The following is a 14,956-nucleotide window of genomic DNA, read 5'->3' as shown; positions in this document are numbered from 1 at the left end:
CCTCGATCAACTTCGGATCGGCGGCACCGCGAAAACATCCACGTCGACAGATCGCAGAATGCTTTCTGTCACGCTTCCCAGAAGTACCTTGATGAGGCCCGAACGGCCATGCGTTCCGATCACCAGAAGATCGGGCGCTACCTCCTTGATCGCCTCCACGATCGCTTCGACGGGGCCTGCTTCCTTGATACGCAGCGACCAGTTGTCGACGCCAAAGTCGTTCGCTTCCAGAAACGCGACCAGTTCCCTGCTAGCCTGCAAACGTTCTGCCGCCACGTAGTGCGCTATCTCGTCCTTGCCTATCCCAGCATTTGACATTTTTCCCTTGGCGAACGCGTCGAAACCATGGACCAGCGAAAGACTAGCGTCGCCTATCAGCCCAGTTTCCCTCGCCCTCCTGATTGCGCGCGCGGATGGCTCGGACATATCCACAGCGGCCATCACCTTTTTGTATGAATGTTCTACCTCAGCATTCACCATGAGCACCGGGCATGGTCCGGTTCGGATCACACGCTCGATGGTTGTCCCGACAAAAATATCGCGGAGCAACTGCTTGCGGTGCGCGCCCATGACAATGAGATCGATCGCATGCGCCTCGGCCGCCCTCAAAATGCCGTCGAACGGATCGCCCGCGACAACCGCGGACTCACACTGAAGTCCCTGCAGTTCGGGGATCGAGGCTATTTGTTCTTCAAGATATTTCTGTGCCTCCCGTGTTTCGAGCTTGAGTATATCTGAGGGTTGGTCATCGTCGACGACATGGACGAGCGTGAGTTCGGCGCTGACGTCCCGCGCCAGGAGGCCGGCTCGCCGCAGTGCACGTTGTGAACGGGTGGAAAAATCTGTCGCCGCAAGGATTTTCATGGCAGCTCCTTGTTCCTCGTCCCTGAGATCATAACCGCCTATAGTTCAGCGGACTTTGGCTAATGATCTAGTTGACGATGCTATCGCTTACTCGAAGGGGCATCCTAGGCGGCGGCTCCACTGTGCTGCAAGGGCCGCTGGAAATGCTCGATCGGCTTCTCTTGACGCTGAGCCAGGCGCCGTGCGCCTTGACTTCGCAAATTGCTTCCCCAACTATAGGTGTATGAGCACCGTCGCCAAAATCCGCCGCGATTTTCTTTTCCGGGTTTGCCCCATAGCGGGATCGTAACCCCCGGCTCGGCTGCCATGCGCGCCCCGAGCCGAGGGGTGAACATGTAAATCGACATGTGAAGCGAGGGTCGCATCAGTCCCTGCAGCATGGGCGCATTCAGCAATAAATTTCCGTCGCACTGACAACCGTTGACGACCCCTCGGCGGGTCCCGGACGCGAGGCAGAACATGAGTATTCAAATGCAAGACAACAAGAAAACCCGGCGCAAGCCGAACATCCGCATCTCACAGTCGGACCACGCACGTTTGTCGGCCCTCGCGAACACCGTTGCCGCCCGAAATCCGGAGGCGGCAGATGAGCTGTTCGCCGAACTTGAGCGCGCGCGCATCGTCGCCGATGGCTGGGTCTCCGCCGGCACCGTCCGGATGGGCTCGATTGTGACATTCAAGCCCGACACCGGCGATCGGAAAACGGTGACGCTGGTTTTCCCTGGCGATGCGGACATCTCCGAAGGCAAGGTTTCGATCCTCACGCCGATTGGCACGGCCCTGATCGGCCTCTCGGCTGGGCAGTCGATCATGTGGACTGCCCGGGACGGGCGTCGGCATGAATTGTTGGTGCTTGATGTAAGCCAACCCGCTCCGGAAGGCGATGTAGCCGATCGGCGCGCGCCAGCGTCTTCGACAATTGCCGCGGGCGTCTAGACATGGGCGTTTCCATCCGTCTCCTCAATCACGCGGGCAGCCTCATCGCGGGAGTGTGACCCCTGCGCCGGCCTATCCTGGCCCGGCACAGGGGTAGCTTTCCACACCCGATCAATTGCTTGACGCCGGATCCCTTGCACAGGGCCGGCTGGAGATGCGCCATGTCCACCATCGATAGTTGCCAACTGACCACCAAGGACTACACGATTCTTGAAGTGATGCAGGAGCGCCGACCTGCGCGCGGCGATGCCTTCTCGGCTATCCTTCAACGGAAGATTTCGAGCGCAGTTGTCGTGTTTCGGGAAGACATCCCGGCAAACGTCGTGACACTTAGCACCCGCGTGGCCTATCGGGTGAACGACGGCCCTGCCGAAACCCGCATCGTCGCCCATGACGAGATGCGCGGTCTGGTCGGCATGCTTTTGCCGATCACCAATCCGCGCGGCCTGGCGCTGCTGGGTCTGGCCGAAGGTCAGTCCATGTCCATTCCAACAACAGACGGCGGCCTTGAAACGCTGACTGTGCATGAAGTGGTCTATCAGCCAGAAGCTGCAAGGCGCGAGAGACTGAAGCTGGCGGGGGGTGCTGCGCCGGGTTCGTGGCGACCGGACGGACCGATTCTGCGCGTCGTCCATCGTTCCGATGACGCGCAAGACAAAGCGGCGAAGCAAGTCATAGCGGCTTTCGACACCGGATTCGACGACCCGGGTCCGTCAGCCGCCTGAAAGCTCGAACATCCCGAAGGCCGTGAAGGCGGATAGACAAGTGCTCCCTCAGCCCTTGCCTGTACCAAGTGAGGCCAACAAACTAGGATATGAATATGGATGATTACGACAACCAGAAAGGTGCTAAGCCTGAAGATGTGCGAGCCGCGTTGAAAGGCTGGGCGTTCTTCGCCGTTCTAATGACCGGAATCTTTGGCCTGGCCTACGCTTTGATCGAAATGTAGATGACCGACGAAGCCGACCGGCTTGTCATTGCAGTCTTTGCGATCCTTCCATTAACGCGAACCGTGGCTTCGCGCCCGGAGCGACGATCATTTCACAACTTGCTTCAATCCACGTAGCGCCTCCTGCACGTCCGCTCGCGCCTCGCTTGCTTCCGGATAGACGGCATAGGCCGGATAGGTGAATTCCGGCGCGCCTTCTACCACCTCCAGTAACCCCGCCTCGATATGGGGAGCTGCTGCGCCCCTGCGGAAATAGCCCATTCCGCCGGCGCGCAGGATGTAGCTCAGCCCAAGCGGGCCAAGGCCGACCATCAATCCCGGCTCGCCGAAGGCAGAGGAACTGGCACCATGCTGGGCCGCAAACAGCGGCCCCCAGTCGACATAGACATAGTCCTTGGAGCCGACCGGCTCCCCCTCTTTGTCCGTGGTCCGAACCAGCACGAGCTGCTCCTCGACGAGAAGCTCTACCCTGAAACCCGGCAGCAGCTTCGGCGCATAGAGCACTGCAATGTCCAGAACGCCGGTCCTGAGCTGCTCGAGGAGCTGGTCGGGTACGCCGACTTGGGCTTGGATGGCGATTTCAGGCTTGGCCTTCTTCATCCAAACCAGCCAATCGAGCAGGAGCGGGTTCCACAGGCTGAGCTCTCCGCCCAAGGCAACGACGCTTGTTCGTCCCGATGGGATGGCGAGTTGGTGGCGGGCGCGCTCCCATATCTGGACGAATGACTGGGCAAACCGTTCGAACTCCCGACCCGCCGGCGTCAACTGTGCGCCATTGCGATTCCGGATGAAGAGCTGACGTCCGAGCTCTTCCTCCAGCGTGCGTATCCGCGCGCTTACCGTAGTCTGGGTGACGTGGAGTCGGTCGGCGGCCCTCAGAAAGCTGCCGGAATGGACGATTTCCAAAAACGTGCGAGCGCGGTCGATGTCCATCACTGCTCCTAGTTAGTGCAATAATCTTGCATCAATACAGCATTTAATTCCGTTTGCCTTCCTGTTTTATGCAGCGCAACGTCCAGGCCAAGGCGATGCGGGTTTCCGCTGCAAAGGATATGGAGCGTGCGATGTCTGACCAGGAGGATGTTCACCCGGAGACGAGAGAATACGTTTCTCCGCCATGCTTCATGCATGAGCTTGTCCTCGGGTACGGCACTGAGCCCGCCGTCCAGGACGCATGGCCCGACGTCTGTCGATGGCGCAAGGGGGAGCGCAAGCGCCTGATCGACGAGCGTCTCGCGGTTGACGCTGAGGAACGCGGTGCGAGGTCTTTACGCATCGCTTCCGCCCTTGACTTGGCTGTGGGCCGGGTGAGCGGGCGGATCGTCAGCGGCTACTGGCCATTCCGCGGTGAGCCCGATCTGCGCAACTGGGCAATAAAGGTGATCGAGCGCGGCGGACGGATCGCCCTGCCGGTCGTCATTAAAAAGGGCTGGCCGCTGGAGTTTCGTATCTGGGGGCCGGGAGACCCGCTCGAACGCGGCGTCTGGAATATTCTTGTCCCTTCTCACGGACCTGCTGTCCAACCGGATGTGGTCATCGCACCCGTCGTCGGTTTCGACCAGGCTAACTACCGCTTGGGTTATGGCGGCGGCTTCTTTGACAGGACGTTGGCAGCGATGTCGACACGACCCTACGTCGTCGGCGTCGGTTACGCCGACAGCAGGATCCAGACCATCTATCCCCAGCCGCACGACATTCCGATGGATGTGATCGTCACGGACGAATGAATGATTGCAGGCAAGGCCTGATCCCTCGTGACGGCGGATCGCAGATGCCGTCCGTCGTTGTGGCCGTCTTGCCTGCCAGCAGTGAAAAGCAGGAGGCACATCATGTCTAGTCCGGCCACCTTGGATGATCACAGGCCCCGGTTTCTCGTCCGGTGGCTGTTCTCCACCAACCACAAGGACATAGGGACGCTCTATCTGATCTTCTCGATCATGGCAGGAGTACTCGGCACCGCGCTCTCGGTGCTGATCCGGATGGAGCTTCAGGAACCGGGACTGCAGATATTCGCCGATCCCGCTGTCTACAACGTCGTCGTCAGTGCCCATGGGCTGGTCATGATCTTCTTCGTCCTCATGCCGGCGTTGATAGGGGGGTTCGGCAACTGGATGGTGCCGATCATGATCGGCGCGCCTGACATGGCCTTTCCGCGCATGAACAATATCTCGTTCTGGCTCCTGGTGATGGCGTTTATCCTCTTCATCACCTCGATGTTCGTTCCAGGAGCGCCCGGCACGCTCGGCCATGGCGGCGGCTGGACGCTCTATCCGCCACTGTCGACCTCAGGCCAGCCCGGCCCTGCCGTCGACCTCGTCATCTTGTCGATCCACCTTGCAGGAGCGTCATCGATCCTCGGTGCGATCAACTTCATTACGACCATTTTCAACATGCGAGCACCCGGCATGACGATGCACAAGATGCCTCTGTTTGCCTGGTCGATGCTGGTCACCGCCTTCATGCTTCTCATGTCGCTGCCCGTGCTTGCCGGCGCGATCACGATGCTGCTCACGGACCGCAATTTCGGCACCACTTTCTTTGTGCCCGAAAGCGGCGGCGATCCGATCCTCTACCAGCATCTGTTCTGGTTCTTCGGTCATCCCGAAGTCTACATCATGATCCTGCCTGGTTTCGGCATCATCAGCCACGTCATCTCGACCTTCGCCAAGAAGCCGATCTTTGGCTATCTCGGCATGGCCTATGCGATGGTGGCGATCGGCGTGATCGGCTTTGTTGTCTGGGCGCATCATATGTATACGGTCGGCCTGTCCGCCGACACCCAGCGTTACTTCGCCTTCGCGTCGATGGTCATCGCCGTTCCAACCGGCGTAAAGGTGTTTTCGTGGCTGGCGACCATGTGGGGAGGATCAATCGAGTTCAAGACGCCGATGCTCTGGGCTCTCGGCTTCGTCCTGCTCTTCACTATCGGCGGCGTCACCGGGATCATGGTCGCGGGCCCCGGCCTCGACCGCTCGTTGCATGACACCTATTTTGTGATCGCCCACTTCCACTATGTACTGTCTTTGGGTGCCGTCTTCGCCATCTTCGCCGGCTTCTACTACTGGTTTCCGAAGATGACTGGTTACATGTACAGCGAAACGCTGGGCAAGCTGCATTTCTGGCTGATGTTCATCGGCGTCAACCTGGTCTTCTTCCCGCAGCATTTCCTCGGTATGGCTGGCATGCCGAGACGCTACGCGGACTACCCCGACGCCTTCGCTGGCTGGAATTTCGTGTCGTCGATCGGGTCCTACATTTCAACGGCTGGACTTGTCGTCTTCTTCATCACGGTGGCGGAAGCTTTCAGCCGCAGACGCCAGGCCGGCGCCAATCCATGGGGCGACGGGGCGACCACGCTCGAATGGCAACTGTCATCGCCGCCGCCCTTCCATCAGTGGGACAGGCTGCCGCGTATTCTCTAGCTTGGCCTCCTGTTCCGAATCGGCGCCTGCTGTCACTTCGACATTTTGTCGGGAGAACGACATGAACGAGACCACAGATCCAAACAACCATATACTGCTCGTGGCGATCATCGCGGTCTATTGGGCTTGGGCAATACTGGGCAGTTGGGGCCGACGCCAGCCGCGCCCAGGTGAAGACAAGGCCAAACGAGAAGATGCGCCGACGGGTCAACGGGCCGGCAATATCCAAGACACTACCTCCTGCGCAGCGCCCTTGGATGTGATCCGGGAAATCGATCCCGCCGCCTTCCTGGCCGGCGCCAAGGCTGCTTATGAAGTTATCGTGCTGGCCTATGCGGACAGCGATATCCAAATATTGAAACGCCACGTCGGACCGGAAGTGCTCGACACCTTCGAGCGAGCGATAGCCGAACGTCGGGATCGGGAAGAAATACTGGAGGTGACGTTCATTGGCACGAGCAAAGCGACGGTCGTCAGCGCTGTCGAGGAGGATGATACCGCTGAGATTGCTGTTCGTTTCGTTTCCGAGATGGTCAGCGTTACACGCTCGGCTAAGGATGCGATCGTCGCCGGCGATCCCCAGCAGATCATTGAGGTGATCGATGAGTGGACGTTCGCCAGTGACACACAGTCAAGGAAGCGCAAATGGATGTTGATCGCCACGGAAGGCGGATAACGGCTTGCGTCTCTTAACCCGCCGAAGTGTGACGCTCGGCTATGTGGACTTCGCCGCGTGCGCTTAAATCAGCGCAGGTGGGCCAGCGGCGATGACGTTTTGGAACACATCTTCGCTACAGGTACCGTGGAGACATGTTGATGGCCTCCCTGCTTCGTCGAGTCTTCGGTTCGGCGCCGACGCCTTCACCCTGGAACGATACGAACGCTATTCGCGAAATATTGTTCAGCGTCGAACGACTGCAAGAGCATGCCCGCAGCTTGGCGGCCGCCCAGCATATCAAGCAGGACAAACCGAACGGGCATTCGCTGCTGAACCGGCTCACGGACAATGAAGCAAGCCTGATCACAGCTTATCGCTCCATTTGTGAGGCGGTCAGCGACGGAGCCGCCATCACCCCTGCTGCGGAGTGGTTGATCGATAACTTTCATCAAGTGGAACGACAAATCCGACAAGTCAGATTGGACCTGCCACCTCGCTACTACCGACAACTCCCCACGCTCGCCGACGGCCCGTTCGCGGGTTACCCGCGTGTCTTCGGGATAGCTTGGGCGTTCATCGCTCACACGGACAGCCGGTTCGATGTCGACGCGTGGTGCGACTACATGCACGCCTATCAGACCATACAGCCACTTTTGATCGGCGAACTCTGGGCATCGGCGATTACGCTCAGGGTTATTCTTATAGAGAACCTCAGACGGATCGCAGCGCGTATCGTCTATAGCCGTGAGGAGCGCCGCAGAGCGGACGATCTTGCCGACAGGCTTCTGTCGGATGGCGGCCATGCGGCCGAGCTGCCCAAGTCTGTCGAGGTCGACCTCGAACAGGGGGCGCTCTCCGACGCCTTCCTTCTTCAGCTCGTGCACCGGCTACGCGATGAAGGTCCCTCCGTCACGTCATTGTTCATACGTCTCGACAAACGGCTGGCAGCGCAGGGGAAGACCGTGGACACAGCTGTTAATGACGAACAAGAAAAGCAGATTTCGGCCAACGTTACCGTCCGAAATATCATTACCAGCATGCGCCGCATGTCCGACGTCGATTGGACGGAAATCTTCGAACGCGTCACCCTCATCGACGCCGTGTTGGCGGATGGTTGCAGCTTTGCGGAGATGGACTTCGCCACACGCAATCTGTACCGCACGGCCGTCGAGGAACTCGCCCGCGGATCTGGCCTTAGTGAACTGGAAATCGCCCACCGAGCGGTTTTGACCGGGGCTCAGGCCGAGCCCGAAGCCTTGGAATCAGACGAACGCCAGACCGATCCTGGCTATTATCTTTGCGCAGGCGGTCGTGTGGAGTTCGAAGCGGAAATCGGATTTCGCCCAAGGCCTCAACTGCTATTCGGACGGTTTTATCGCACGCTTGGCATTGGAGGGTATATCGGCGCGGGCGCGATCGTGGCCGCGCTCCTGCTAGCGATGCCGATCATCGTCCATGCTCAAGCCAGTCCGGGCTGGATATGGTTGGGAATACTGGGAACACTCGGGGCCATCCCAGCCCTGGACGCAGCGGTCGCGCTCCTGAACCAGGAGCTGACCCACCGTTTCGGTCCGACCCAACTGCCGGGTCTCGAACTTCGCGATGGCGTGCCCAAACGTCTTCGCACGCTCGTGGTTGTGCCGACCTTGCTGACGACCCGCGAGGCTGTCGCCGCCCAGATCGAACGGTTGGAAATCCACTGTCTCGCCAGCGTCGCTGGTGATGTTCAATTTGCGTTGCTGTCGGACTGGACCGACGCGGCGACCGAGACCGTCGAAGGTGACCAGGAACAGCTTCAAGTTGCCATCGAAGGGATTGCGCGCCTGAACCGGCGCCATGGACGTGCGCCTGGCGGCGATCGGTTCCTGCTGCTCCATCGTCGGCGCGTATGGAATGAGAGCCAACGCAGATGGATTGGCTGGGAGCGCAAACGCGGCAAGCTGCGTGAACTGAACCAATTGTTGCGCGGTGCTTCCGATACCACTTTCCTAAGCCTTGATGGCCGTCCGCCCCATGTTCCGGAGAGCGTGCGCTATGTCATCACTCTGGACGCGGATACGAGACTTCGGCGTGATTCGATCCGGCGCATGATCGGCAAGATGGCGCACCCGCTGAACCAGCCACGCCACGACGTCGCCACTGGCCGCGTCGTGGAGGGCCATGCCGTGCTGCAGCCTCGCGTTGCCACCGCGCTGCCGACGGCGGACGAGGGATCGGTCTACCAGCGCGTGTTCTCCAGCATGAACGGGATCGACCCATATTCAACAGCTGTAGCTGACGTCTATCAAGACTTGCTTGAGGAAGGGTCCTACGCAGGCAAGGGCATCTATGCGGTCGACGCCTTCGAAGTCGCACTCAAGGGCCGTTCGCCCGATTCGATCCTGCTCAGCCATGACCTCTTCGAAGGCGTATTCGCCCGCTCCGCTCTGGCCTCCGACATCGAGGTCGTCGAAGCCTACCCCGCCCGCTACGATGTTGCCTCACTCCGGTATCATCGTTGGGCGCGCGGAGACTGGCAATTGCTGCCGTGGATATTAGGGTGGTCCGGTCTCCTGGGAGGGGGCCGCACGCAGTCTGCGGCCATGCCTGCCAGCGGCCGTTGGAAGATGGTCGACAATCTGCGACGCACACTTTCCCCGATCACGTGTCTGCTCGCGCTCATGGCTGGATGGCTGCTGCCTTTCGACGCCGCGGTAATCTGGACGATCTTTGTCGTGGCCACGCTCGTGCTGCCCAGTTTCGTGCCAGCTCTGGCGGGGATTGCGCCGCGTCATGCTGGTCTCAGCCAGCGCATTCACTTTAAAACCGTGATGTCGGACTTTCGTCTCGCGCTGCTTCAGTCGCTGCTGATAATCACCTTGCTGGCGCACCAGGCGTGGCTGATGGGCGATGCCATCACCAGCACCCTGGTCCGACTGTTTATCACGCGGCGCGACCTTCTCGAATGGACCCCGTCAGCGCAGGCCAAAATCGGTCGCGAGCCTACGACGTCGGCTTACTATCGCTGGATGGCGGGCGCAGTGCTGATCGGCGTGGTCGCGCCGATCGTAGCCTTGCTTTCAGGAAACCAGACGTGGCTCCTTGCCGTCCCGTTTGCGATTTTGTGGATCGCCTCTCCCGCAATCGCCAGGTGGGCGAGCCTGACTTCGGCCAAGGAGGCGATGCAGGCGCCGACCGCGGCGGAGGCTCGCGCCTTGCGGCTGATCGCGCGGCGGACATGGCGGTTCTTCGAGACCTTCGTTTCGGTAGACGATCACAATCTTCCGCCGGACAATTTCCAGGAAGATCCCGCCCCAGTCGTCGCCCATCGCACATCGCCGACCAATATCGGTCTCTACCTGCTATCGGCGGCGAGTGCGCATGATTTTGGTTGGCTTGGTGTCACCGACACGGTCGAGCGTCTGGAGGCGACGCTTTCGACAATGGGACGCCTCGCCCGCTTTCGGGGGCATTTTTATAATTGGTACGACACCCGCGATCTTCATCCGCTCGATCCCCGATATGTCTCGTCCGTCGACAGCGGCAATCTTGCCGGACATCTCATCGCGCTCGCCAACGCATGCAAGGATTGGGGCGACCTCGATGCGGCGACACGTTTGAAAGGGATCGATGACGCTCTCGGTATCATGGCCGACGAGGTCAACGCGCTGCGAGATAGTCGCCGCACCGATACCGTCACCTGGCGCCAGCTTGATGACGCCACCGCGCTTCTCACGACTGACCTGCATCGCCCCCTGGTCGTCTCTCAAGAGATGACTGACCGTCTTTCTGGGTTGGCGACATCCGCCGAAACCTTGATCGACATCACTCAGGCGCTAGCCCTCGAACGGGCCGATAACGCCAGCTCTGACATGCTCTTTTGGGCGCGCGCCGTCCGTAACTCAATCGCCAGTCATGAACGCGACCTGGACGGTTCGGGACCAACCGCCGCCGAGATGTCGGCACGGCTCTCCGCCATTGGTGAAACAGCCAGAACATTGGCGATGGCGATGGAATTCGATTTCTTGCTCGACCGCCAACGCATGTTGCTCTCGATTGGCTTCCTGGTCACCGAAGGCGTAAGGGATGAGAGCTGCTACGATCTGCTGGCGTCGGAGGCGCGGCTCGCAAGCTACGTCGCTATCGCAAAAGGCGACCTTCCCGGCCGACATTGAGGTCGCTGTGCAGTCGCCTTGGGCCAGCGAGGGGACGTCCGTAGCGAAGATCCGGGAATTTGATCTGCCCGAGGCTTCGCGGCGCGTCGATCCTCATGCCGCGACGCCGGCAACGCACCTGCTCTCCAACGGCCGTTACAGCGTCATGCTGACAGCCGCCGGCTCCGGATACAGCCGTTTCGGGTCACTGGCTGTTACACGCTGGCGGGAGGATGCCACCTGCGATGATTGGGGATCCTACATTTATTTCAGGGACATCGAGAGCGATGAAGTCTGGTCTGCAGGGATCGCCCCGACCGGCGTTGAGCCGGATCATTACGCGGTCACTTTCAGCGCGGATCGTGCATCTTTTTCGCGGCGCGACGGCGAGTTGAGCACCATCCTCGAAGTTGTTGTTTCAGCGGGGGACGACGCTGAGGTACGCCGTGTGACCGTCACCAATTCCGGCAGTCGCTCGCGAGACATCGAGGTCACATCCTACGCCGAGGTGGTCATGGCACCCCCGGCCACCGATACCGCCCATCCAGCCTTCGCGAAACTTTTCGTCCAGACCGAGTACGATACGCGTCCGGGGGCCATCCTGGCCACGCGGCGGCGGCGCTCGCCGGACGAACCTGAAATCTGGGCTGCGCATCATTCGGTGGTTGAGGGCGCGAGTGTAGGAAAGCCAGAATTTGAAACTGACCGAAGCCGCTTCCTCGGCCGAGGACGAGGCGTTCGCAACCCTGCCGCCGTGATCGACGGTCGGCTCCTGTCCGGATCGACAGGATCGGTCCTCGATCCCATCTTCGCCCTGCGGCGTCGCGTGCGCCTCGCTCCTGGTGCGACGGTTCGCATTGCATACTGGACAGTGGTCGCGGAAACACGGATGGGGGTCCTTGACCTGATCGACAAGACGAACGACATCAGCGCATTCGACCGCGCCGCGACGCTCGCCTGGACGAAGGCGCAGGTGCAACTTCACCACCTCGGGATCAAACGGGCCGATGCGACCTTGTTTCAGCGCTTGGCGGGCCATCTCCTTTACGCCACGTCCGCGATGCGCTCCTCGCCGGAGACAATCCTTCGCGGCGCAGGCGCACAACCCGGGCTTTGGGCACAAGGCATATCCGGGGATCTGCCTATTATCCTCCTGCGTATTGCCAATGCGGACGATATGCGGATCGCGCATCAACTTCTTCAGGCGATGGAGTATTGGCGGCATCAACGGCTCGCGGTGGACCTTGTCATCATCAACGAGCGCGCCTCCTCTTACATTCAAGATCTGCAAAACGCCCTCGAGGCCTTGGTGCGGACCAGCCACGGTGGGCTCTCGTCGGATATTTCGCAGGACGCCTCCGCCGGGCGTGTGTTCGTCCTCCGAACCGATTTGATCCCAACGGAGACCGCCGCGCTGCTTGGATCGATCGCGCGGATCGCGCTCGTCGCCGAGCATGGCGGGTTAGCCGAACAGCTCAACCGCATTTCCGATGCCGGCGACTGGGTCCCGCCGGCCCGAAGGTCTCGCGCCCGGCGCCCACTGCAACCGGTTGCGACGCCGCGCCTGCAGCTTGAATATTTCAACGGCCTCGGCGGCTTCGCCGATGATGGTAAGGAGTACGTGACGGTCCTTGGCGCCGGTCAGTCGACCCCTGCACCTTGGATTAACGTTGTCGCCAATCCTGCTTTTGGTTTTCAAGTGTCCGCCGAGGGATGCGGCTTCACCTGGTCGGTCAACAGCCGCGAACACCAGTTGACGCCGTGGTCAAACGATCCAGTCGCCGATCGATCGGGCGAAGCGGTTTATCTGCGCGATGAGGATACGGACGAATTGTGGTCTCCGACCGCATCCTCGATCCGTGATGACGCAAGCGCCTTCGTAGCCCGGCATGGTTGGGGATACAGCCGGTTCGAGCATGAGGCGCACGGCATCGCGTCGGAGCTGCTGGTTTATGTACCCTTGACTGATGCGATCAAGATATCGCGCCTCAAACTCCGCAACACCACCAGCCGCCGTCGCCGGCTGTCCGTCACGGCTTATGTCGAATGGGTACTCGGCGTCTCCCGCGCCTCATCCGCTCCGTTCGTTTCGACGGAGATTGATCCTGGGTCCGGCGCGCTTTTCGCACGGAACCCATGGAGCACCGCCTTCGGGTCTCGGGTCGCCTTCCTCGACCTGGGTGGGCGTCAAACAAGCTGGACGGCCGATCGTCGAGAGTTCATCGGCCGCAACGGCGGCCTTGCTGACCCGGCCGGCCTGGCAGCCGGCGTCCGCCTTTCGGGAGCGGTCGGCGCCGGCCTCGACCCTTGCGGCGTTTTGCAAACCATCATCGAGCTCGCTCCAGGAGACGAAACCGAAATCGTCCTTTTCCTCGGCGACACCGCTGGCCCCGGAGAGGCTGCGGAACTGATCACGCGGTATCGTCGGGCCGATCTAGACGCGGTGCTGAACGAGGTGCGTGCGCATTGGGAGGACATTCTCGGCGCGGTGCAGGTCAAAACGCCCGATCGGTCGATGGACATCATGCTGAACGGTTGGCTTCTCTATCAGACAATCGCGTGTCGCATCTGGGCCCGGTCCGCCTTCTATCAGGCGAGTGGGGCGTACGGATTCCGCGACCAGATTCAAGACGGCATGGCGCTGGCGGCAATCCGTCCCTCGCTTACACGGGAACATCTGATTCGTGCCGCGGGCCGCCAGTTTGCAGAGGGCGATGTTCAACACTGGTGGCTGCCGCATTCCGGCCAGGGCGTACGCACGCGGATTTCCGACGACAAGGCGTGGCTCGCTTATGCTGTCGCGCAGTACATTGAGGTCTCTGGCGACGCCGCGCTCCTAGATGAACTCGTCCCTTTCCTGGAGGGGCCAAATCTGACGGCTGACGAGCGCGACAATTTCTTCTCACCTGCTATCTCGGTGCGAACTGCTAGCCTTTATGAGCATTGCGCTCTGGCACTGGACGCGAGCCTCGCGGTAGGCAGCCACGGTATTCCGCTGATCGGCGGTGGCGACTGGAGCGATGGGATGAACCGGGTGGGTGAAGGCGGTCAGGGCGAAAGCGTCTGGCTGGCTTGGTTTATGCATACGACCCTGACCGCCTTTGCTGGGGTGGCTGATACACGTCATGATGCGGCACGCGCCGACGCCTGGCGCGCGCACGCCGCGGCGCTGAGGGAGTCGCTCGAACACCAAGCATGGGACGGCGACTGGTACCGGCGCGCCTGGTTCGACGACGGCACCGTGATTGGCTCGGCGACGAACGATGAATGCCGCATCGACTCTATCGCGCAATCCTGGGCAGTAATTTCCGGCGCCGCCGAGCCTCAGCGCGCGGCCCAAGCCATGGTTGCCGTCGAACGCGAACTGATCGATGAGGACAACAGTCTGGCGCTGTTGTTCACGCCGCCTTTCAACCACATGGCGCACGATCCGGGATACATCAAGGGCTATCCACCCGGCATCCGTGAGAATGGCGGCCAGTACACCCATGCCGCAGCGTGGTCGGTCATCGCCTTCGCCCTCCTCGGCCAAGGCGACAAAGCGGCCGGCTTGTTCGCTCAGCTCAACCCGATCAACCACGCCCGCACGCGGGCCGAACTCCGACACTACAAGGTGGAACCCTATGTGGTTGCCGCCGACATCTATTCAGCGCCCGGTCAGATCGGGCATGGCGGCTGGACTTGGTACACCGGCTCGGCTGGCTGGATGCACCGCGCCGGACTCGAAAGCATCCTGGGGGTGCGGTTTGAGGGATCGTTTCTGCATCTCGACCCCTGCATCCCGAACGGTTGGCCAGGGTTCGAGGTCACTCTCCGTCGCCGTTCTGCCCGCGTGCGAATAAAGGTAGACAACCCGAATGGGTTCTCCCGCGGGGTGGCCTCGGCACAACTGGATGGGATATTGCTCGCTCAGCGTCCCCTCCGGGTCGAGTTGATCGACGACGGGCGCGTTCACGAACTCCTGATTACGCTAGGCTGACGCGAGCGAGGAGCC

10 protein-coding genes are annotated in these 14,956 nt (G+C 60.8%); 8 read left to right on the top strand and 2 right to left on the bottom strand.

Annotated elements, in window-relative coordinates; all coding sequences use genetic code 11:
* Positions 1-6: 6 nt before the first annotated feature.
* On the bottom strand, positions 7-864 hold the full coding sequence (locus tag FFS37_RS33090) for a universal stress protein (RefSeq protein ID WP_137935132.1): 858 nt from the start codon (positions 862-864) through the stop codon (positions 7-9).
* A gap of 459 nt (positions 865-1,323) precedes the next feature.
* Between FFS37_RS33090 and rnk the strand changes: the two genes are divergently transcribed.
* The 3 genes from rnk (at position 1,324) to FFS37_RS36540 (ending at position 2,749) form a co-directional block, all read left to right on the top strand.
* Positions 1,324-1,800: a nucleoside diphosphate kinase regulator gene (gene rnk, locus FFS37_RS33085; protein ID WP_232375868.1), complete on the top strand. Its 477-nt coding sequence runs from the start codon at positions 1,324-1,326 to the stop codon at positions 1,798-1,800.
* Positions 1,801-1,961: 161 nt separating this feature from the next.
* On the top strand, positions 1,962-2,525 hold the full coding sequence (locus FFS37_RS33080) for a nucleoside-diphosphate kinase (protein WP_137935131.1): 564 nt from the start codon (positions 1,962-1,964) through the stop codon (positions 2,523-2,525).
* Positions 2,526-2,620: 95 nt separating this feature from the next.
* Positions 2,621-2,749, top strand: coding sequence for a hypothetical protein (locus FFS37_RS36540; RefSeq protein WP_269750973.1), 129 nt, complete (start codon positions 2,621-2,623; stop codon positions 2,747-2,749).
* 87 nt (positions 2,750-2,836) lie between these two features.
* Here FFS37_RS36540 and FFS37_RS33075 read toward each other — a convergent pair whose 3' ends face one another.
* The gene (locus FFS37_RS33075) at positions 2,837-3,682 is read right to left on the bottom strand and encodes a LysR family transcriptional regulator (RefSeq protein WP_137935130.1); all 846 of its coding nucleotides are present in this window, start codon (positions 3,680-3,682) and stop codon (positions 2,837-2,839) included.
* 131 nt (positions 3,683-3,813) lie between these two features.
* On the opposite strand from FFS37_RS33075, the gene FFS37_RS33070 reads away from it, so the two are divergent.
* From FFS37_RS33070 to FFS37_RS36315, 5 genes are all read left to right on the top strand, one after another.
* A complete protein-coding gene (locus tag FFS37_RS33070) occupies positions 3,814-4,476 on the top strand; it encodes a 5-formyltetrahydrofolate cyclo-ligase (RefSeq protein ID WP_137935129.1) in 663 nt (220 codons plus the stop codon).
* A 102-nt stretch (positions 4,477-4,578) separates the two neighbouring features.
* Positions 4,579-6,171, top strand: coding sequence for a cytochrome c oxidase subunit I (gene ctaD, locus FFS37_RS33065; protein ID WP_137935128.1), 1,593 nt, complete (start codon positions 4,579-4,581; stop codon positions 6,169-6,171).
* Positions 6,172-6,232: 61 nt separating this feature from the next.
* Entirely contained in the window at positions 6,233-6,847 is a 615-nt protein-coding gene (locus FFS37_RS33060; RefSeq protein WP_137935127.1) for a Tim44/TimA family putative adaptor protein, read from the top strand.
* A gap of 140 nt (positions 6,848-6,987) precedes the next feature.
* Positions 6,988-10,983, top strand: coding sequence for a hypothetical protein (locus FFS37_RS36320; RefSeq protein ID WP_232375867.1), 3,996 nt, complete (start codon positions 6,988-6,990; stop codon positions 10,981-10,983).
* Positions 10,984-10,990: 7 nt separating this feature from the next.
* Positions 10,991-14,941 (top strand): GH36-type glycosyl hydrolase domain-containing protein, encoded by a 3,951-nt coding sequence (locus FFS37_RS36315; RefSeq protein ID WP_232375866.1) that lies wholly within the window; start codon positions 10,991-10,993, stop codon positions 14,939-14,941.
* Positions 14,942-14,956 lie beyond the last annotated feature (15 nt).

This window comes from Mesorhizobium comanense, assembly GCF_005503535.1.
Taxonomy (GTDB): domain Bacteria; phylum Pseudomonadota; class Alphaproteobacteria; order Rhizobiales; family Rhizobiaceae; genus Mesorhizobium; species Mesorhizobium comanense.
Note: the sequence above shows the minus strand (reverse complement) of the source record. Positions and strands in the feature narration are given on the sequence as shown.

Coding starts and splice junctions, on each gene's coding strand:
- FFS37_RS33090 (WP_137935132.1), bottom strand. CDS start 864: ATGAAAATCCTTGCGGCGACAGATTTTTCCACCCGTTCACAACGTGCA.
- rnk (WP_232375868.1), top strand. CDS start 1,324: ATGAGTATTCAAATGCAAGACAACAAGAAAACCCGGCGCAAGCCGAAC.
- FFS37_RS33080 (WP_137935131.1), top strand. CDS start 1,962: ATGTCCACCATCGATAGTTGCCAACTGACCACCAAGGACTACACGATT.
- FFS37_RS36540 (WP_269750973.1), top strand. CDS start 2,621: ATGGATGATTACGACAACCAGAAAGGTGCTAAGCCTGAAGATGTGCGA.
- FFS37_RS33075 (WP_137935130.1), bottom strand. CDS start 3,682: ATGGACATCGACCGCGCTCGCACGTTTTTGGAAATCGTCCATTCCGGC.
- FFS37_RS33070 (WP_137935129.1), top strand. CDS start 3,814: ATGTCTGACCAGGAGGATGTTCACCCGGAGACGAGAGAATACGTTTCT.
- ctaD (WP_137935128.1), top strand. CDS start 4,579: ATGTCTAGTCCGGCCACCTTGGATGATCACAGGCCCCGGTTTCTCGTC.
- FFS37_RS33060 (WP_137935127.1), top strand. CDS start 6,233: ATGAACGAGACCACAGATCCAAACAACCATATACTGCTCGTGGCGATC.
- FFS37_RS36320 (WP_232375867.1), top strand. CDS start 6,988: ATGGCCTCCCTGCTTCGTCGAGTCTTCGGTTCGGCGCCGACGCCTTCA.